Source organism: Pseudomonas sp. Sample_21 (assembly GCF_004307525.1).
Lineage (GTDB): Bacteria > Pseudomonadota > Gammaproteobacteria > Pseudomonadales > Pseudomonadaceae > Aquipseudomonas > Aquipseudomonas atacamensis.
Window position 1 is genome coordinate 39,314 of sequence record NZ_RCNZ01000138.1, and the last position, 18,323, is coordinate 57,636.

An 18,323-nucleotide genomic window follows, 5' to 3' on the forward strand; every position below is an offset into this window, starting at 1 on the left:
GCAAAAGTTTTGTCTGAATCCCTCACGCTAAAACGTTTAACGCTTGAGCATCTGACGACCGCGATTTTCCTTTAAACTCCCCACCCCCAAGGAACGCGCTCAGGACACGGAATGCCAGCCTCTTCTTCCTCGCTTCGCCCAGCGTTGGTGCTTTGGCTATATGCCGCTGCGATCACGCACATCCTCGCCGGTCTTACCCTGACCTGGGCCGGTGACTCCGGCTTGCTCGATGGCTACCTGCAAGTCCTCGAACTGTCGTTCTGGGATGCCGATGCGGTTCCCACCGCCGGCCACGAACAACAAGTCTGGTGGCTCGCGCTGTTCGGCGCGACGCTGCAAAGTTATTCGCTGTACATGCTCGCGTTGGTGCACCTGAGCAATCGCCTGAAAGCCCCGGCAGTGTGGCTCTGGTTGATCGCCGGCATCCTGTTATGGGCGCCGCAGGACATGTGGCTTTCAGCGCAACAGCAGGTCTGGTCGCACCTGTGGCTCGACGGTTTTGCACTGCTGGTGCTGTTGCCTCCATTGTTCTGGCTGTATCGGTATGACCGCCGAAAATCCCCTTCAGTAAAGGCACCGAGCCAATCCAACCCGTTTGCCGGTGGCGCTTTCAAGCGTGTGCTGATCACTGGCGGCACCGGGTTCATCGGCGAAGCCTTGGTCAATCAATTACTCGACGCGGGCCACTCGATCAGCGTCCTGACACGCGATCCGTTGAACGCGGCCAATCTATTCAACGGCCGCGTCCGCTGCGTGCATTCGCTCAGCGAACTCAGCCACGACGAAGCCTTTGACGTGGTGATCAATCTTGCCGGCGCCCCCGTCGCCGGCCCACGCTGGACTCCCAAGCGTCAGGCGCAACTGCTCGCCAGTCGAGTCGGCACCACCGAAGCGTTGATAACCTGGCTGAAACACACCAAGCACAAACCAACGCTATGGATTCAAGCATCAGCCATCGGTTTCTACGGCGTGCGCGATGCCAGCGAAAGCCTCGACGAACACGCCAGCAAGGGCGATGGCTTCATGGCCGAACTCTGCGCGCGTTGGGAAGCCGCCGCGCAACCGGCCACCGAGTTTGGCGTGCGTCAGGTGGTGCTGCGTCTCGGTGTGGTGTTCGGCCCGGGCGGTGCGTTGACGCCGCTGCTGATGCCGTTACGCCTGGGTTTCGGCGGGCGCATGGGTGACGGTCAGCAGATCATGAGTTGGGTGCATCGCGACGATGTGCTTCAGGTGATCGCGCGGGCCTTCGACGGCGAAAGTTTGCGCGGCACTTACAACATGGTCGCGCCGGAAACGGTCAGTCAGGCAGCGTTCGCCGAGCAGGCCGGCAAGGTCCTCAAGCGTCCGGTGTGGTTGCACATTCCCGCCGCGCCAGTGCGCGCGCTGGCAGGGGAGATGGCGCAGTTGTTCTTCGACGGTCAGCGCGTGGTGCCGCAGCGTTTGACCGAGGCCGGTTACACGTTCCGCTACCCCACCCTCGACGCCGCTCTGCGCGATCTGACCTGAGTGCCGCTCATGAGCAAGCCCTTGATGTACCTGCTGGCCGGCAACGGCAGCGCCGCCGATTGGTGGGACGACGCGCTGCCGCACTTCCAGCGTTACGAAGTCGTGCCGCTGGAGTTGCCGGGCTTTGGCGCCAACCCGCAGCCACCTTGCGAGGATCTGGCGGACTACGCGCAGACTTTGCTGGCGATGACGCAGAAGGGCAGCGCGATCATGGCGGTCGGGGTCAATGCCTTGCTTGTATTGCATGCGTTGCAGCGTCGGTCCGGGCACTTTTCCCGCAGCGTTTTGTTGGCGCCGGTCGGTGCGTTTCTGTGGCAGCGGCGGTTACCGGCGCTGATGTCACCGCTGCCGATCCGCAAGACCATCCACTGGCTGCTGTCGAACAAACCCACGCTGTTCGCGCGCAAGTTTTCCAACCAGACTTGGACACCCGCGCAGTACCAGCGCATGGGCGCCGGTTATGCGCGCTGCCGTGCGTTCGTACCGCACTGGGATCTGGTTCGCGCCGACACTGCGCTGCCGCTGCTGGAGTGGATCACCGATCCGGTCGAGCTGGTCTGGGGCGATCAGGACGCGGTGCTCGGCATCGAGCAAGCGGCGGCGTGGTCGGCGATTCTCGCCCGCGCTGATCTGACCATCAGCCTCAAATCTGGTTGGGGTCATTACCCGTGGATCGACGCGCCCGCGCAGTTCGCGCAGTGGCTGGAGTCGGGCGAGCGCGGGTTTGTCGCGCATACCAAGGGCGGGCGTTTGCGCCTGGCTGAACTGGCGCGGCAAGCGGTACCGGCAGCGCTGACCCTCAACGATTGCAGCGATCCGCGCCTGCCGGCATTTCTCGCTGCTCAACCTGATGTGACCTGGGCGGTGCGCTCCTCCAGTTATGGCGAGGATCAGGCCGATTCGGCGAATGCCGGTTTGAGCATGACCTATCTGCGCGAGCCGACCGCCAATGTGCCGAAACGCATTGCCGAACTGACGGCCGAAGGTGTCGAGGAAGTGGTGGTGCAGCGCTTCATCACCCCGGTCGTTTCCGGCATCGCTTTCGTGCGCCATCTCTCGGTAGAACTTGAGTGGGTGGAAGGCCATCTCGAATCGCTGGCCGACGGTCACGTCAGCCCCTCGCAGGCAACGCTTTCGCGGCTCGGCGATGCCTGGCGCAGCGGCACGTTCACGCCATCCCATGGCTTGACCGAAGACCTGCTCTGGCACTTTCTGCAAGACGTGTTGCGCGTGTTCCACTACGTGCCTGGCGACGTCGAATGGGCCTGGGATGGCGCGCAACTGTGGCTGCTGCAATACCGACCGATCAGCGATTACGGCTGGCGCCGCCACCTGACCGCCGCCAACATCGCCGAGATCTTGCCGCCGCAACCGAGCGTGCTGGTTGAGTACGCCCAGCGCCGCGCGGCAGCGAGTATCCCGGCGATCATGGCGCGCTGGGATGCGCGGGTGTTGCAGGATAACGAGCCGTTTACCGCAGTGTTCGGCGGTGCGTCCTACATCAACAATGATCTGTTTCTCGCCCGGCTGGCCGACTGGGGCATCAGCGCCGATAACTACGCTGGTGAAGTTGGCGGGGCGACTCCGCATCTGCCGTGGCAACCGCTCAAAATGCTGCGTTCGTTGCCGCTGTTTTTGCGTATGCAACGCAGGGCTCGCGGCCATTTGCTGAACCTTGAAAATGGCTTGCAGCGCTTCGATCGGGAGCTGGCCGAACTTGTCGCCCAAGGCGCCGATGGCCAACAACTGGCGGACTGGTTCACCCGGTTTTACGTGTTCGTGGTGCAAGGCAATCTGTGCATTGCCACAGCGCTGGCCAGCAGTGGCGGTGATTGGCTGGGCCGCCCGCCGACCGCTTACGACAACCTTGAAAACAGTCCGCATCGATTGCCGTGGGAAACCGATCCGGCCACGCCTCGGCCTGCGTCGAGCGAACTGCCGCTACAGCCATTCCCGCAATGGCCAAATCTGATCCGCTTCGCGCATTCGAGCGGCCTGCCGGGCCTGCGTGGCTACTACCTGCAAGTGCGCGAGTGGTATCGCGACAACCTCATGCGAATCTTCTTCCGTCTGCACCACGCCATGCCGCTGGCGGATCGCGAGCACTGGTTCGCACCGCATCCCGACGTTCGCACCCGAGACGGCAGCTTCTGGCAGGACGGTCGCGAAGGTGCGGAGCTGGCCACCGGGTTCATGATTTATCCGGGGCAGGTGCAAGGCATCCTCGGCGCCGACATCCTGCTCGAAGACACCCTCGATCCGGGGCGGCATGCGCACTATCAAGCGGCGCAGGCGGTGATTGCGCGAATGGGCGGGCGCTTGTCGCATGGCTCGACGTTGTTGCGCGAGTTGCGCAAGCCGTCGGCAGTGATACCGCAGGTGGATCCCGCGTGGGTGGGGTGTGAGGTGTTGTATCGGGATGGTGAGTTGGAATTGATCAATTCGAAGGATGCGAAGTGAAACGATTGCTGGTGTTATGTGTGAGTTGGTTGCCGATAGCGGTTATGGCAGCAGATGTTTGCAATCAGGAAGCTGACTCAAAATATTTCTTATCGCAATGGCCGCAGAGCAGTGAACATCCGGAAGACATACTTTCCAGTCTCGATGGAAAAGAGTTTTCTATCGATCCGGGCCACGTGGTTTTTCGCGGCGATCTAAATGGCGATGGCATCGAAGACTTCATCTTCAATTCCCGCGTCGGCATTGGCTCATCAATGGATAGCACATTCGCCTTCCTGATCCAGTGCCGTGGTTATTTGAGGTATTCGGGCGGCGGTTACTTCGCCGGGGTCAAAGTTCTGGACGGCCCAGCCAAGGGGGGAGGTGAGTTCAAGGACATCGAGATCTACTCCTACATCAGGGACAAGCGTGGGCGGATTCGCTACAAGGGTGAAAAGGCCATGACCCGGCCACATCTGTGGCAATTCGACCCGCAGACACAGCGTTACGAAGGGCAGGCTGAGTAAGTCGACGGTCCCCACTGCATTTACGGAGTTATTACGTGAAAGGATTTTCAGTTCTTCTCGGCAGCTTGATATTGGCTGCCGCGTCCATGGCATTCGCTGCCGATCCAGCATTCAAGGATTACACCGTCACGCCAGTTTTCACCGGCCCCAACCATAAACTGGTGCCGCAGGAAAACAGCAGCCCAATGATGGATCAGGCACGGGTGCAAGCCCTGAAAGGCAAGGTCAACTTCGCCGGTCATTACATCCTTCACAGGCTCGGCTGTGGCGGCAGCGCCATTTGTGGCGAAGTGCTGGACGCCCAGACCGGTGAAGTGGTTGGCGGTCTGCCGAATGCTTACGACGGCAGCACCTTCGGCATGGTCTACCAGCCCGATAGTCGCATGGTCATCGTGTCCGGCATCACGCTCGACGGCGAAGAAGATGCGCAGGGGAATGCTTTGGAAAGTGGTAATCGGGATCGTTACTACGAGTTCGTGAACAATGAGTTTCGGCTGCTGAGCATGACCGATGTGGAATCGTCGCCGATGGATGAGGAGTGAGTGGATGAACCGTCTTCTCGCGGGCAGTCTTAAGCGGTTGATGTTTGTCATGGGCCTGTTAGCTTCAGCCAATGCCTTGTCTGAAAATATTCAGATCGTGGGGGTTGGCGGGCACTTAGTGACGCTGAAGGACAAGACATGGGGCGGGCCTGCTGCGGAGTCGGCGGTTGCCTCGATTACCGCCAATGGAAAAACGTTTCCCCTCTATGTACCCGCGGTGGGTACTGAAACGCATGAGGCTTGGTTAAGTCCCGACAAGAAAACATTGCTCCTCCTTCAGACTCTGTATGGCGTTGTCATTGGCCAAGAGGGTGAAGAAATCCCGACAGAGGAAACTGGTTGCGGGGTCATTTCGATGGAGACCGGTTGCGTGCTCAGTCAGCACGTAGCCAGGTTTTGCTACGGCAAGTGGGAGGGCAATCGGTGGACTTCCGGAGAAGAGGATGCGTCTGACCTCGTCATGCACACGCCGTCTCCAAAGGACTTATTGAAGAAGGTCTCAAATATTGAGATGCCGCAATCTCGCGTGGAAGAACTCGAATTCAATCTTCGCACTATAAGTCCAGAGTCCTATATGGCTTGTCACCCACCGGCGCGCAATGTTCAAGCTTTCAACGACTTGGCCTTCTATTTGGCCGAGGGCGGTAGAGATGAGTTGGCGCTGAAGTTTTATCGCGGCGTTGAGGCCGTTGGTAAGCGCACGGTACTGATGTTGAACATTGCCGACTCGCTCTGGCGCCTTGATCGCAAAGATGAAGCGCAGCGCTATTACAGCCAGTACCGCGACGCGATGAGAGCCGACGGCAAGGCGCAGAAAATACCTCAACGTGTCGTTGAGCGATCCGTCATTCAGGGAATGGAAAATTGAACATGTTTGCGCGTTTTATCGCGTTGTCCTTTGGATGCCTGTTTGCCTCCTGCGCGATAGCCGAGGACGACTGTAAAGAAATCACCGTTAGCGCCCAGGTCGATCGGTGTGTGGAGGCAGCTCGCAAAGAAGCCGACACACAACTCAATGCCAGCTACAAGAAGCTGCTGGGACGGTTTGAGGCTCAACAACGGCGCGACCCTGAGCAGGGTAAGGCGCTGGTCGCCATGGCCAGAGAATCCCAGCGCGCCTGGATCAAGCTACGCGACACCACGTGCCCGCTTGAAGCCACGGAAATCGAGCCTGGGGTGGCAGCGCATGTCACGACGATCAGCAACTGCATGGCCAGAATAAGTCTGGAGCGTGCGGCCTACCTGGACACAATCGTCGCTGATGAGCCGGGTAATGTGGTCGATCTCAACAAGGTGTACCTGTCCGGCTCTCAGCGCTTCGGCGATGTCGTGGCACGTTATGTCAGCACCTTTGGCAGCCCAGGCCTGACGGTCCAGATACTGGCGCCCAACGGCGGTTGGAGAGTGCTGTCCTCCAAGCGGTTTTGCAGTTTCGAGGGCAAGGCATTTTGGACGGACTATGCCGATGCCGGGTTTGAGGATCATGCGTTTGCCGATGATGGATTGCACGTGACGCTCAGGTTGACGGAGCTTCGTGGGCTCGGAGAGAAGCGCCTCGCTTGTGTGATTCCGATCAAGAACGAGCAAATCAAAGAGCTGAAATGCGGCGCGCCTGAACCCGGTGCCTAATCGGGGTCAATTGGGACGTATTTGGACATCATTTGATTGAATCAAGGATTGAAGAAAGTGAAACGCGTATTGCAGAGCGTTCTCTGCGCTCTAACTTGTTGTCTCGCTGTACCGGGTTCTCCCGCGCTTGCTGCGCCCCAAGTCCTGAAGGAAATTCCGGCTAGCTTGCTGGGTGATGCATCACGGCAAAAGGTATTTGTTCTGACAGGGGATGCGGACGAGGCCTCCAACCGGTTGTTGATCGCGCCGGTGCAGGCACGTAATGAGGAAATTTTGCTCGATACGTCGAAGGCGCTGCCTCTGATCAAGAGTCAGTACTCGTCTGCGCTTCAGGGTGTATTCAGCGTCCATGTACTTAAAGGTCGCCCCGGCGTCATGACTGTCATTGATCCGCAGGCTGAGGAAGCTGTCGTCAAGCAGCCGTTCGTTGAGGAAGGGGATTACATCGCGCTGGTAACCAGTGAAGAAGATAACGCGGTTTACAACTTCAACCTGTTGTTCGCCTTCAACAGAGGTTCAAAGCAGTTTGAGCTGAAAGCTCTGCTGGAAGTGGCGAACAACGACTCCTGTGATCGGTCGCTTGTCAGCGTAGTGGAGTTGCCGGTGCAGACATTGGGCCCAATCACTCTCGCTTCTTTCGACGGGCGTGAAGCGCTGCAGAAGCTGCAGGTTGCTCGTACTGGCAGTATTGAGGGCGTTAGAAAGAAATTGATGACCGTCAATTCGGCTGATTTGCTGGATATGGCGCTGGCAGCCTACCGAAAGGGTGATGACTCTTCCTTCAAGGATACGATGAGCTACGCGTTGATGGGCGGTGGCTCGCATGACACTTGTCCCCCGGATAGCTATATCGTCGCAAAGTACTACTACCCGCAGCGTCCCGGCTGGTCCAACGACCTCGGTTTTCTGCTCGGCGAGGCGGGTTACTACGCTGAGTCGATTGAGTTGCTCAATGCAGTGATTGCCAACCACCCAAACAGGACGGTTGCTTACCTGAATCTCGCTGACAGTTATTGGGCCGTGAACGATAAAGAGCGGGCGGTGGCGGCGTACAAGCAATACGCATCGCGAATGTCTGAAGCGGGGAAGGTTTCGAAGATCCCGGCGAGGGTGGGTGAGCGCTGTGCTGGACTCTCCAAGAAATGATTCGGGCCCTATTCCCGTAAAGTTCGCAGAAAAGCACTTTCAATTGTCCATAAGTCGCTAAGGAATGATCGGTTTGAAATCGTCGTTTGCGTTTATTTCTGCGCTTCTTCTAATACCGCTGACTGCCCTAGGTGAGGTTACCACCGAGGTTTCCTGCTTCCGTTCGTTGGAAGGCAAGAACATCAATTTCGAGTTTCGATCCTATTACGACACCGTCTCACGGTGGAGCGGAGCAGGGGTCAAGTACACGAAGTCCCGAAAGGTCATTCCACTTGTCTATCGGAGTGTCGAAGAGGAAGTCATGGCAGAGGGGCGGCCTTCTCAGTTCACGACAACTTGGGTAGAAGTGTCCGAAGACTCGCTGACAGGCGAATATGAAATGGTCAGCCAGGGTGCTCGAATTTACGGGATGACTTACACGAACTACAAATCCGGAAATAAGTATTCATTTGAACAAGACATCACCATGGATGCATCTCCAGAGACAGGCTGTCGGTGGTAAGACAGGGATCATCGAGAAAGGGGGCTCAACGCCCCCTCTTTTTCATCCGTGAATCTCGCTAAAACTTGGCCGCCATGTTCCGCACTTCAATGTGATCAAGCGTCCCTTCCACCATCAATCTCACCCCGTCCGCCATCCTACTCAATGCCAGTGCAACCGAGCGGCGTAAGCCATCTATGTCGTCCGCAAGGTCCGCAGCGATGATGCTGATGGATAGCAGGTCTTCCGAGGCGTTGGCCAGCAGGGCTTCGGCGTCGATGTCCGGGTTCAGGCTGAACAAGCCTTCGCGGCGTGGGGCCGGTGGATGGCCGGGGTTGCCCAAATGGTGATCGAGGGCGCGTTCGGCGGCTTCATGTAGTTTTCTTGAATCGAAGGATTCGTAGGGGGAGGTGTCCTCGGTGTTGGTCGTTGAATTGGTCATCGGTGTAAATCCCTTGGAGTAAGAAGAAATTGCTCCCGAATTCGGACTTGCACATCCGGTCATCGAATACCCGATGACGCAGAAAGCCTATCGGTGATCTTCGAGCTCGCCTAGTTCATGGACAGCCCCGCACTTCGCAGGAAATTTCCCATGGATTCGCAGGCCGGAAGATCAAAAGATCGCAGGCTTCGCCGGCTCCTACAGGGATGTGTTTCAACAGGTGTAGGAAAGGTGAACGGTGAGACGCGGAGCGTCTCGGGATGCGTTCCACGCGCAGCGGGGGAACGATCAGGGGTAAACGTTGAATCGTGACTTGGCAGTCATCGTGCAGGAATTGGTCTACATCCTCTTCCAACAGCGTCAGATACTGGCGTTATCCTCCGAATCCCTTACACTGCCTCGGCCGTTCATTTTCCTTTTGAGGCTGTGCGCATGAAATTTCGTTTTCTTCTGTGGATGATGGGTTTGTTGATGGGTAAGGCCAGCCGGACAAATCCTGCGTTCCAGCAGCAGTTGGGTGACAAGGATCTGGTGTTTCAGTTGCAGACGCTGGATGGGAAAGTGGCGCGGCATTTCGTGGTCAAGGATCAGCGCATCACCAGCAAGTCTGGGGTAGTGGCGGAGCCTGCGTTTGCGATTGCGTTTAAAGATGCCGGTTATGGCTTTGCCACGATGCAGGCAAAGAACAAGCAGTTGGCATTTATGCAGGGAATTCAGGACAAGTCGATCCAGCTCAAGGGCAACCCGGCGCTGGTGATGTGGTTTCAGGGGTTGATGAAGTATTTGGTGCCGAGGAAGGCAAAGGCCAAAGCTTGAGATTCTCCTGGTTGGCTCCAAGCGAAGCGCATCGAAGAATGGTGTGCTCGCTGGCTCGCAGGGTTGCTGTTTAGGCCTGTAAAGACAGTCGAACTGTCATTTCTGTCAGGTGCTTTGCTCATCTTCGCGATGCTCTACTCAAGCTCTGGTCCCGTAAAGGACGCAACGCACTTGATGGAGCAAGAACATGACTCAGGCTCACGCTCAGGTCTTTATAACCCCAGGTACCCCCGATCCCTCTTTTGCCCTGAATGGTTTATTGAAGTTGCCGATACCGGGCATTGCGAGCCATGAGGCTGCGGCCGTTTTGGCACTCCCCGACAGGAAGTTGCTGGTCGCCCTTCCTCAGGAAGGAAATGATGCGCCGCTTGCCATCGCACGATTGAACGAAGACGGGACGCTCGACAAGTCCTTCGGAAGTCATGAGACAGGTTTCATCGAGATATCTTTAGTCAACGCTCGCATCAGCGCCGTGTTTGGGCTCGATGCGTTGCAGGACGGCGGTTGGCTGGTGCGCGTTCAATACTTCACACAGAAGGCCGTCGACGCTGGCCAGGCACTGATTCGCCTGCAAGACAGCGGTGAGCTGGACGATTCGTTCGGCGATCACGGCATCAGTCTACTTTCCTATTATGAGATTCCGGGCTCCCCGCTTGCGTCGTCGGCAGGGGCGAAGTTGAAGCGAATGTCCTCCTCTGCAAATGGTTCTACCGGCTCGGTAGCTCAGCAGGCCGATGGCAAAATCGTCCTGCTCCATTTCCTGCTGATCGATGAGCCATGGCCATCGCCCGTCGTGATGCGTCTTTTGGCGAACGGCTCGCTCGATCAATCATTTAACGGCGCGGGCTACGTCTCGGTGGATGTCGGTGCCACCTCGAGCACCGCCGGCGCTATCGCTGTTCAAGCCGATGGCAAGGTGCTGGTTTGCGGATCCTTTCAGAATGGTGAGACAGGCTCCGGAGTTTTTCTGGCACGTTTGGACGCAGCGGGGAAGTTGGATAAGGAATTCAACAACGGACAAGCGAAGCTGCTTTTCAACGAGGATGGCGAGCGCTCTCTGAAAGCCATTTCGGTGCGCGGAAGTGATGGCCGGATCGTTGCGGTCGGTGATGCCTGGCAAGAAAACGTCCACGGCGGGTTAGTGGTTGTGCTGACCGCCAGTGGAGCGGCCAATCTTGTATTCAATAATGGCCAGCCTCTGTTTTCCCCGTTACTGCCAGACGGGTTGACGTGGTGGCATACATCACAGCTCGACGGCTCGATCATTGTCGTTGGTGCCGGGGATTCAGCGGTAATGACCGCGCGCTTTCTTGCTGAAGGCAAACTGGACACGGCCTTCAACGGTATTGGCTATACGCTCTTCGATGACGTCGCGGGGCCAGTGTTTCCTCGGGATCTGGCAATCATGGAGGACGGCCGAATAGTGGTGTCCATGAACCACACCAGCCTGTCTGATCCTTCACGGGTGGATGGCTGGATCACTCGCTATCTCAGCGCAAACCTGACGGGTGGCACGCTTGATTTTGACCCGTCTTTTGGTGAAAGCGGCATCGTCAGATTCCCGCTCGGAGGACTGTCTGAGTTTGACGTAAGAGCGCTGCTGGCGCTGCCCGACAATAAGTTGCTGGTGGCTGTCCGTCGACGCAAGGATGGCCTGGAAACGCTGATCGCCCGGCTTCTGGAGAACGGCCAACTGGACCTTGAGTTTGGTGAAGAAAGGACCGGATTCGTCGAAATCTCACTCAAGGACGGTCTATATATGCACTCGATGCTAGAGCTGACGCCGTTCCCGGATGGTGGTTGGCTCGTTCGCGCCGAGTACCAGAGCAATGGGCCTGTTGTTTCTGCTGGGCTGGTTGTTGTGAAACAAGACCAAGACGGGCGGCTGGATCAGGACTTTGCTGACCAGGGTGTGCGTTACCTTCCTTATGCGCAGATGGGGAGCGCGGGTCATGGCGGCGACGCTGTTTTGCAGCAGGGCAAGAAAATCCTGCTGGTCAGCTCCGTCGAAGACGGCACTGGCCGTTTGAGTGGCATCGTCATGCGGCTCAATCCGGATGGTTTCAACGACATCACATTCAATGGTGCGGGGTTCGCGTTTGTCGAACTCGCTGGCGTTGCACACCAGCACAGTTCTGCGCAGGTGGTCGCGCATCAACCTGACGGCGCTGTGGTGGTTGGCGGCAGATATAGCGGGCCATCTTCGGGCGCTTACGTCATTCGATTCGACGCTAACGGCCAGATCGACAGGTCATTCGGCGAGAGCGGTAACGGCGTCGTGATCATCTCTGGAGAGGATGATATCCACCTGTCCGCCATTTCAATTGTGGATGGCAAAATTGTTCTTGCAGGGTCTGCCGTAAGGGACGGTGGCATGCGTGGAGTGATTGCGGTCCTCACGTCCAAAGGCTCCTACAATCTCGTATTCAATAACGGTAAACCGTTGTTCTCCGCCTTCGTCCCGCAAGGCTTGAGGTGGTTGCACTGTGTGGCGCGACTTGACGGTTCAATCGTCGTCAGCGGCGATACCGGGATCGGAGTCACTGACGATGATCCGAGTGCGATCACGGCGAAGTTTTTGGCGGACGGAACACCAGACCTGTCATTCAATGGCACAGGGTTCAGTATTTTCGACGAGGACGGCGTCCTGGAAGCTCTTCATGACATGACGGTATTGGCGGACGGCCGAATTGTAGTGGGAGGGTATTTCATTGGAAGCTTCCCGAACCCGCAGGGCTGGGTGATTCGGTACCGCGGTTGATTACGCCAATAATCAACAGTTGGCCGCAACGCACCCGCTCCTGAAGATCGCATCGATCTTGTGGGAGCGGGCTTGCCCGCGAAGCTTTTCAGGCCTGGCTGAACTGCGAAGCCAGTTCACGCAACAGCACTTCAGCCTCAAGCACCTTGCTGACGACATCGTTAGCTTTTTCACGGCTCAAACCAACGCGTTCGAGCAACGCATCCGGAATATCTTCATCCGGCCCGGAGCCAATCCCGCGGCTGCGCAGCAGGCGTACGGCCAGGCAGACGAGGTTCGGGTATTCGGCGTAGGCGCCGTCGTAGCTTGGGTCGTGCTGGAAGCGCAGGGCGGTGGCCAGTTCATCGGGCATGTCCCAGTAGCGCATCAGCCACGAGCCGATCTGTTCGCGGCTGATACCCAGCAGGTGTTGCTCGATATAGCTGTGGCACAGATGCGGATTGACCTCCAGGTGGCGGCAGATCAGTGAGAAGTGCGGCGGAAAGACGTGGGCCAGCAACAGGTAACCGAAGTTGTGCAGCAGACCGGCGAGGTAGGTCAGGCCGGCTTCCGGGCGCTGGGCGCGGGGCATGGCGCGGGTCAGGCCTTCGATGACGGCGGCGGTGTAGATCGACTGCTGCCAGTACGGCGTGGTGTGTTGCGGGTGGTCTTTCGGCAGGCTCAGGGTCTTGCCGAGGGCCAGGCCCAGCGCGAGGTTGATTACCAGATCAAAACCCAGCACGCGAACGATTGCGTCTTCCACCGAGCGAATCTTGCCCGGCGAGGCGTAGTACGGCGACGCCGCCCAGCTCACCACTTGCGCGGCCAGCGCCGGGTCGGTTTCGACTACGCCGGTGATGTCGTCGATGGTGGCGTTGGGGTCGACGCGCAGCTTGATGATTTTTTGCGCGGTTTCGGCCAGCGGTGGAATCTCGATGGTCGCTTCCAGACGTTGCTGAATGCGCCGCGCGGTGAACGCCTGCACAGCCTGGGTGATTTCCTCGCGGTCATCGTCCGGGCGGTCGAGGTTCGGGCGGATGCTGCTCAGGGCTTCGCCGAAGTTAGCGGCGCTGGCCTTGGTCAGCATCGATTTGAAGTCTTCGCTGCTAATTTCCAGCAGCAGGCCCGGCTCGCCGGAGTTGATCAGCAGCTTCGGCTCGCGCAGCAGGCTTTCTTCGTAGAGGCACGGCGAACTGGTCAGCGCCGGCAGGCCCGGCAGCAGGCTCAGATTATGTTTGCCGAGCATCTTTTCCAGGCGCTCGGTCGAGACGGCGGTCAGACGACGGCCAGTGAGTTCGGCGAGGCGATTGAGATCCAGCAACTGGCTCTGTGGAAACAGCACCATCAACGCGCCCACGGCGTCATCCAGCAACACGGCCTGCACCTTGCGCGAGGCATTGAGGCCGTGGTGGTCGAGCACTTCTTCGTAGGCAACGCCCAGCTTGTTGAGCAGCAGCCGAATAACAGACGGAGCTTGCGGAGATTCGGGGACGAGAGCAGCTTCGGTCATGGTCTGTATCCGTTTTTGAAACAATGGCAGGAGTATAACCAGCTCTGTAGGAACGATCCTGCACAAACTGCGACGGTGCTCACACTTGGCCGTATTGCTGCCCATGGCGCAGCCAACGGTCAAGCAATGGGCTGACGTGGGTCGGCCAGCGCTCCAGCAAAGCCTGGGCGGCGTCGCGCACGGCGGGCAGCAGGTCGGCGTCGCGCATCAGGTCGGCGACCTTGAATTGCAGCAGGCCGGTCTGACGGGTGCCGAGCATTTCCCCTGGGCCACGCAGTTCGAGGTCTTTTTCGGCGATGACGAAACCGTCGTTGGTCTCGCGCATGATGCCCAAACGCTGACGGCCGATCTGCGACAGCGGCGGGTGGTAGAGCAGCACGCAGTGGCTGGCCGCGCTGCCCCGACCAACCCGACCGCGCAACTGGTGCAGTTGCGCGAGGCCGAGCCGCTCGGGGTTTTCAATGATCATCAGGCTGGCGTTGGGCACGTCGACACCGACTTCGATCACCGTGGTCGCGACCAGCAGTTGCAGGTTACCGGCCTTGAACTCGGCCATCACTGCGGCTTTCTCGACCGGCTTCATGCGCCCGTGAATCAGCCCGACTTTCAATTCGCCGAGGGCGGCGGTGAGGTCCTCGAACGTGGTTTCGGCGGCCTGGCAAGTCAGCTCTTCGGATTCTTCAATCAGCGTGCACACCCAATAGGCCTGTCGCCCTTCGGCGCAGGCGCTGCGTACTCGCTCGATGACTTCGACGCGGCGGGTGTCGGTGACCAGCACGGTGTTGACCGGGGTTCGCCCGGGCGGCAATTCATCGAGGATCGAGGTGTCGAGGTCGGCGTAGGCACTCATCGCCAATGTGCGTGGAATCGGCGTGGCGGTCATGATCAGTTGATGTGGGCACATGCGCCCGCCGACGCCTTTCTGCCGCAATGCCAGACGCTGTTGCACGCCGAAGCGGTGCTGTTCGTCGATGATCACCAGCGCAAGGTTCTTGAACTGCACTTCGTCCTGAAACAGCGCGTGGGTGCCGACCACCATTGGTGTTCCGCTGGCGATCTGTTCCAGAGCGGCGACGCGGTTTTTGCCTTTGAGCTTGCCGGCCAGCCACGCGACTTCAATGCCAAGCGGTTCGAGCCAGCGCTTGAAGGTGATGAAGTGCTGTTCGGCGAGGATCTCGGTCGGCGCCATCAATGCAACCTGGTAACCGGACTCCAGCGCTTGCAACGCGGCGAGGGCGGCAACCACGGTTTTACCCGCGCCGACGTCACCCTGAATCAGGCGCAACATCGGTTCGTGCTGGCTGAGGTCGTAGGCAATTTCATTGCCGACGCGCTGCTGAGCACCGGTTGGGCTGAAGCCGAGGTTCTTCAGGTATTTCGGCGGCAGCCTGGTGGCTTTCGGCATCGCTGGCGCGCGCAGCGAGCGCATGCTTTCGCGCAGACGCTGCTGCGACAGTTGATGGGTGAGCAGTTCTTCGAAAGCCAGGCGATGCTGCGCCCAGTGATGGCCGAGGGCGAGCTCATCGACATCGGCGTCGGCGGGCGGATTGTGCAAGTAGCGGATCGCATCGGCCAGCGGTGCCAATTGATAGTCGCGGGCCAGCTCAGTCGGCAACCAGTCGGGCAGGGTGCTTGGCTTGAGCAGCGTCAGAGTCTGCATGCACAACTGGCGCAGGCGCTGTTGGGTCAGGCCTTCGGTGAGCGGATAGACCGGGGTCAGGGTTTCGTCCACTGGCGGTGGTTCATCACCGGTGATCGCGCGGTATTCCGGATGATAGATTTCCAGGCCTGAGGCGCCGGGCCGGGCTTCGCCGTAACAGCGCACCCGCGTGCCGCGCTTGAGCCCTTCTTTCTGCGCGTTGCTGAAATGGTAGAAGCGCAGGCTCAGCCCGCCGGTGCCGTCCTGCAAGCGCACGACCAGGCTGCGCCGGCGGCCCATGACCACGTCGGCGCCGCTGACGGTGCCTTCGACCACGGCGTCCTGTCCCGGCCGCAACGCACCGATCGGCACCACGCGGGTGCGATCCTGATAACGCAGCGGCAGGTGGAACAGCACGTCCTGCAGATTCTCCAGGCCGACCTTGGCCAGTTTCTCGGCCATGGCTTCGCCGACACCCTTGAGTGCCGTCACCGACACTTGCGACAGCTCCGTCATGACGCTCGCTTAACCGGCCGTAACCGGCGCGGCAGGCTTGGCCACCGAACACAGGCGAATGGAGTCGGCGAGGATCTCGATGGCTTTCGGCCGTGGGAAGCTCGCGCGCCAGGCGATCGCCACGGTGCGGAACGGCACCGGCGCGGTCAGTGGGCGCACTTCGATCACGCCGGGGGCGTAGTGATGGCTGTCCACTGCCGACAGCGGCAGGATCGAGATGCCCAAGCCGGAGGCGACCATGTGGCGAATGGTTTCCAGCGAGCTGGATTCCACCGTGGTGTGCTTGGCGCCGTCGTTGCCCTTGGTCAGGGTCGGGCAGGCTTCGAGCACCTGATCGCGGAAGCAGTGGCCTTCACCGAGCAGCAGCAGGCTCTTGTCGTTGAGCAGGCCGGCGTCGATGGACTCTTTCTTGGTCCACGGATGCTGCGCCGGCATGAGCACGTAGAACGGCTCGTCGTAAAGCGGCAGGGTCAGCACGTCGGCTTCATTGAACGGCAGGGCGATGATGATCGCGTCGAGCTCGCCGTTGCGCAGTTTGTCGCGCAGCACGTGGGTGAAGTTTTCTTCGATGTACAACGGCATCTGCGGGGCAACCCGGTGCAGTTGTGGAATCAGGTGCGGGAACAGGTACGGGCCGACGGTGTAGATGGCGCCGACTTTCAGCGGCGCGGTCAGCTGATTCTTGCCGGCCTGGGCCAGTTCGCGAATGCCTTGGGCCTGTTCCAGGACCTTCTGCGCCTGGGCGACGATGCCTTCGCCGACCGGGGTCAGGCGCACGGCGCTTTTGCTGCGCTCGAAAATCAGCACACCGAGTTCGTCTTCAAGTTTCTTCACGCCCACCGACAGCGTCGGCTGACTGACGTGGCAACGCTCGGCGGCATGGCCGAAGTGCTGCTCTTGGGCGAGGGTAACGATGTAGCGTAATTCTGTGAGGGTCATAGCAAGCGTCCATGAAGATGCGCGCCAAGCATACCGGCTGCAATCGATAGACGCACGTTATCAGACTGCGGGCTGAGTGCGACACCGGTCGAGGACGGTTTGCCGCTGGCAGATACGCAAAAGGCACCTTTCGGTGCCTCTTGGCTGGATCTACTGGTTAGCGCATCACTTTGTGGGAGCGAGCTTGCTCGCGAATGCGGTATGTCAGACGAAACTGCTCTGACTGACCTGGCGCCTTCGCGAGCAAGCCAGCTCCCACAGGGATTGCGGTGTTGCTTAGCGGCGGCGTTCGAGCGAATAAACAAACGGCGCAACAATTTCGATCGAGCCGTTGTTGAGCATGTCGGCCGGCGGCTTTGGCAGCGGTTGGGCGCGGCGGATCATGTCCAGGGTGGCCCGGTCCAGATCAGCGTTGCCAGAGCGGCCCACCAGTTCGAACGACAGCACATTACCTTCGCCATCAACCACGAAGCGCAGACGATTCAAGCCTTCCTTGCCACGCGATTGCGCACTCTGCGGGTACTTCTTGTACTTCTGCAGATGCGCGAGCAGGGTGCCTTGCCAACTGGCCTTGGCCGCCAACTGAGCCGGCGACGGACCTGGTGCAGGCTGGGCGGATTTCTCCGTCGGCGCCTGGGTCGGCTGAGTGTCGGCCGGTTTTTCCTCGGAAGGTTTTTCCTTCGGCGGCTCGGGCAGCTTTTTCTCGACCGGCTTCGGCGGTTTTGGCTTGGGCTTCGGCTTGGGTTTGGGTACCGCGATTTCCGCTTTCGGTGCTTCAGCCAGTTTCGGAATCGGCAATTCTTCCACCGGAGCCGGTGGCTGCGGCGGTGTGACGACTTTCGGCGGAGCCGGCGGTGGCGGGGCAGGCAACGGGGCCAGCTCGACCATCATTGCCTGCGGCGGCAATTCGATGGGCGGGCGGGCAGTCCAGTTCAGCGCCAGCGCGATGGCCAGCGCATGCACGCCCAGCACCACGGCCAGGCTACCGCTGTAACGCGTCAGCTTATGGCGCGTCGTGATCATTTCTTGGCTGCCGTCTCAAGACCTACCAGACCGACCTTCAGGTAACCGGCGGCGCGCAGGCTGTCCATCACGCTCATCAGGTCGCCGTAATCCACGCCTTTGTCGGCCTGGAAGAAGATGGTGGTGTCTTTCTTGCCCTGGGTCTTGGCGTCGAGGGTGGCGCCGAGGGTTTCGGCTTTCACTTCGTCGTCACCGAGGAACAGGCGCTGGTCAGCTTTGACACTGAGGAACACCGGTTTCTCCGGCCGCGGCGCCGGTTTGGCGGTCGAGGCGGGCAGGTCGACTTTGATGTCCACAGTGGCCAACGGCGCGGCCACCATGAAGATGATCAACAGCACCAGCATCACGTCGATGAACGGCGTGACGTTGATTTCGTGGTTCTCGGCCAGATCGTCGTCTGCGCCTTCTTTCAAATGCAGGCCCATGGC

The 18,323-nt window shown here is 59.4% G+C and carries 16 protein-coding genes; 10 read left to right on the forward strand and 6 right to left on the reverse strand.

The window, feature by feature from the left end; all coding sequences use genetic code 11:
• Window positions 1–111: 111 nt before the first annotated feature.
• The 8 genes from D8U71_RS26010 (at window position 112) to D8U71_RS26045 (ending at window position 8,291) form a co-directional block, all read left to right on the forward strand.
• Entirely contained in the window at window positions 112–1,506 is a 1,395-nt protein-coding gene (locus tag D8U71_RS26010) for a TIGR01777 family oxidoreductase (RefSeq protein ID WP_130889047.1), read from the forward strand.
• Window positions 1,507–1,515: 9 nt separating this feature from the next.
• Complete coding sequence (locus D8U71_RS26015) at window positions 1,516–3,966, forward strand: alpha/beta hydrolase (RefSeq protein WP_130889048.1); 2,451 nt, start codon at window positions 1,516–1,518, stop codon at window positions 3,964–3,966.
• Window positions 3,963–4,472 (forward strand): hypothetical protein, encoded by a 510-nt coding sequence (locus D8U71_RS26020; protein ID WP_130889049.1) that lies wholly within the window; start codon window positions 3,963–3,965, stop codon window positions 4,470–4,472. The genes D8U71_RS26015 and D8U71_RS26020 overlap by 4 nt, the downstream gene beginning before the upstream one ends.
• An 86-nt stretch (window positions 4,473–4,558) precedes the next feature.
• Window positions 4,559–5,014: a hypothetical protein gene (locus D8U71_RS26025; protein ID WP_130889120.1), complete on the forward strand. Its 456-nt coding sequence runs from the start codon at window positions 4,559–4,561 to the stop codon at window positions 5,012–5,014.
• Window positions 5,015–5,018: 4 nt separating this feature from the next.
• Window positions 5,019–5,882, forward strand: coding sequence for a tetratricopeptide repeat protein (locus D8U71_RS26030; protein ID WP_130889050.1), 864 nt, complete (start codon window positions 5,019–5,021; stop codon window positions 5,880–5,882).
• 2 nt (window positions 5,883–5,884) lie between these two features.
• A complete protein-coding gene (locus D8U71_RS26035) occupies window positions 5,885–6,643 on the forward strand; it encodes a lysozyme inhibitor LprI family protein (protein WP_130889051.1) in 759 nt (252 codons plus the stop codon).
• Between the two features lie 57 nt (window positions 6,644–6,700).
• A complete protein-coding gene (locus tag D8U71_RS26040; RefSeq protein ID WP_130889052.1) occupies window positions 6,701–7,789 on the forward strand; it encodes a tetratricopeptide repeat protein in 1,089 nt (362 codons plus the stop codon).
• A 64-nt stretch (window positions 7,790–7,853) separates the two neighbouring features.
• Window positions 7,854–8,291, forward strand: a complete 438-nt coding sequence (locus D8U71_RS26045) for a hypothetical protein (RefSeq protein ID WP_130889053.1) — start codon at window positions 7,854–7,856, stop codon at window positions 8,289–8,291.
• Window positions 8,292–8,349: 58 nt separating this feature from the next.
• On the opposite strand, the gene D8U71_RS26050 is transcribed toward D8U71_RS26045, so the two are convergent.
• A complete protein-coding gene (locus D8U71_RS26050) occupies window positions 8,350–8,712 on the reverse strand; it encodes a DUF6124 family protein (protein ID WP_130889054.1) in 363 nt (120 codons plus the stop codon).
• 432 nt (window positions 8,713–9,144) lie between these two features.
• Here D8U71_RS26050 and D8U71_RS26055 point away from each other — a divergent pair, with 432 nt between their 5' ends.
• Together D8U71_RS26055 and D8U71_RS26060 are read left to right on the forward strand one after the other, a co-directional pair.
• Window positions 9,145–9,528, forward strand: coding sequence for a helicase (locus D8U71_RS26055; protein WP_130889055.1), 384 nt, complete (start codon window positions 9,145–9,147; stop codon window positions 9,526–9,528).
• 187 nt (window positions 9,529–9,715) lie between these two features.
• Entirely contained in the window at window positions 9,716–12,289 is a 2,574-nt protein-coding gene (locus D8U71_RS26060; protein WP_130889056.1) for a hypothetical protein, read from the forward strand.
• A gap of 88 nt (window positions 12,290–12,377) precedes the next feature.
• Here the strand turns inward: D8U71_RS26060 and D8U71_RS26065 are convergent, their stop codons facing one another.
• The 5 genes from D8U71_RS26065 to exbD all read right to left on the reverse strand — a co-directional run bounded on the left by D8U71_RS26065 (window position 12,378) and on the right by exbD (window position 18,320).
• Complete coding sequence (locus D8U71_RS26065) at window positions 12,378–13,778, reverse strand: aminoacyl-tRNA deacylase and HDOD domain-containing protein (protein WP_071172104.1); 1,401 nt, start codon at window positions 13,776–13,778, stop codon at window positions 12,378–12,380.
• Window positions 13,779–13,857: 79 nt separating this feature from the next.
• Window positions 13,858–15,933: an ATP-dependent DNA helicase RecG gene (gene recG / locus D8U71_RS26070; protein WP_130889057.1), complete on the reverse strand. Its 2,076-nt coding sequence runs from the start codon at window positions 15,931–15,933 to the stop codon at window positions 13,858–13,860.
• Between the two features lie 9 nt (window positions 15,934–15,942).
• Window positions 15,943–16,872: a hydrogen peroxide-inducible genes activator gene (locus D8U71_RS26075; RefSeq protein ID WP_024014805.1), complete on the reverse strand. Its 930-nt coding sequence runs from the start codon at window positions 16,870–16,872 to the stop codon at window positions 15,943–15,945.
• A gap of 276 nt (window positions 16,873–17,148) precedes the next feature.
• Window positions 17,149–17,895 carry an energy transducer TonB gene (locus tag D8U71_RS26080; RefSeq protein ID WP_042608108.1) on the reverse strand — a complete coding sequence of 249 codons (747 nt, stop codon included), beginning with the start codon at window positions 17,893–17,895 and terminating at the stop codon, window positions 17,149–17,151.
• Window positions 17,892–18,320 carry a TonB system transport protein ExbD gene (gene exbD, locus D8U71_RS26085; RefSeq protein ID WP_016772535.1) on the reverse strand — a complete coding sequence of 143 codons (429 nt, stop codon included), beginning with the start codon at window positions 18,318–18,320 and terminating at the stop codon, window positions 17,892–17,894. The genes D8U71_RS26080 and exbD overlap by 4 nt, the downstream gene beginning before the upstream one ends.
• Window positions 18,321–18,323 lie beyond the last annotated feature (3 nt).

Coding starts and splice junctions, on each gene's coding strand:
- D8U71_RS26010 (WP_130889047.1), top strand. CDS start 112: ATGCCAGCCTCTTCTTCCTCGCTTCGCCCAGCGTTGGTGCTTTGGCTA.
- D8U71_RS26015 (WP_130889048.1), top strand. CDS start 1,516: ATGAGCAAGCCCTTGATGTACCTGCTGGCCGGCAACGGCAGCGCCGCC.
- D8U71_RS26025 (WP_130889120.1), top strand. CDS start 4,559: ATGGCATTCGCTGCCGATCCAGCATTCAAGGATTACACCGTCACGCCA.
- D8U71_RS26030 (WP_130889050.1), top strand. CDS start 5,019: ATGAACCGTCTTCTCGCGGGCAGTCTTAAGCGGTTGATGTTTGTCATG.
- D8U71_RS26035 (WP_130889051.1), top strand. CDS start 5,885: ATGTTTGCGCGTTTTATCGCGTTGTCCTTTGGATGCCTGTTTGCCTCC.
- D8U71_RS26045 (WP_130889053.1), top strand. CDS start 7,854: ATGATCGGTTTGAAATCGTCGTTTGCGTTTATTTCTGCGCTTCTTCTA.
- D8U71_RS26050 (WP_130889054.1), bottom strand. CDS start 8,712: ATGACCAATTCAACGACCAACACCGAGGACACCTCCCCCTACGAATCC.
- D8U71_RS26055 (WP_130889055.1), top strand. CDS start 9,145: ATGAAATTTCGTTTTCTTCTGTGGATGATGGGTTTGTTGATGGGTAAG.
- D8U71_RS26060 (WP_130889056.1), top strand. CDS start 9,716: ATGACTCAGGCTCACGCTCAGGTCTTTATAACCCCAGGTACCCCCGAT.
- D8U71_RS26065 (WP_071172104.1), bottom strand. CDS start 13,778: ATGACCGAAGCTGCTCTCGTCCCCGAATCTCCGCAAGCTCCGTCTGTT.
- recG (WP_130889057.1), bottom strand. CDS start 15,933: ATGACGGAGCTGTCGCAAGTGTCGGTGACGGCACTCAAGGGTGTCGGC.
- D8U71_RS26075 (WP_024014805.1), bottom strand. CDS start 16,872: ATGACCCTCACAGAATTACGCTACATCGTTACCCTCGCCCAAGAGCAG.
- D8U71_RS26080 (WP_042608108.1), bottom strand. CDS start 17,895: ATGATCACGACGCGCCATAAGCTGACGCGTTACAGCGGTAGCCTGGCC.
- exbD (WP_016772535.1), bottom strand. CDS start 18,320: ATGGGCCTGCATTTGAAAGAAGGCGCAGACGACGATCTGGCCGAGAAC.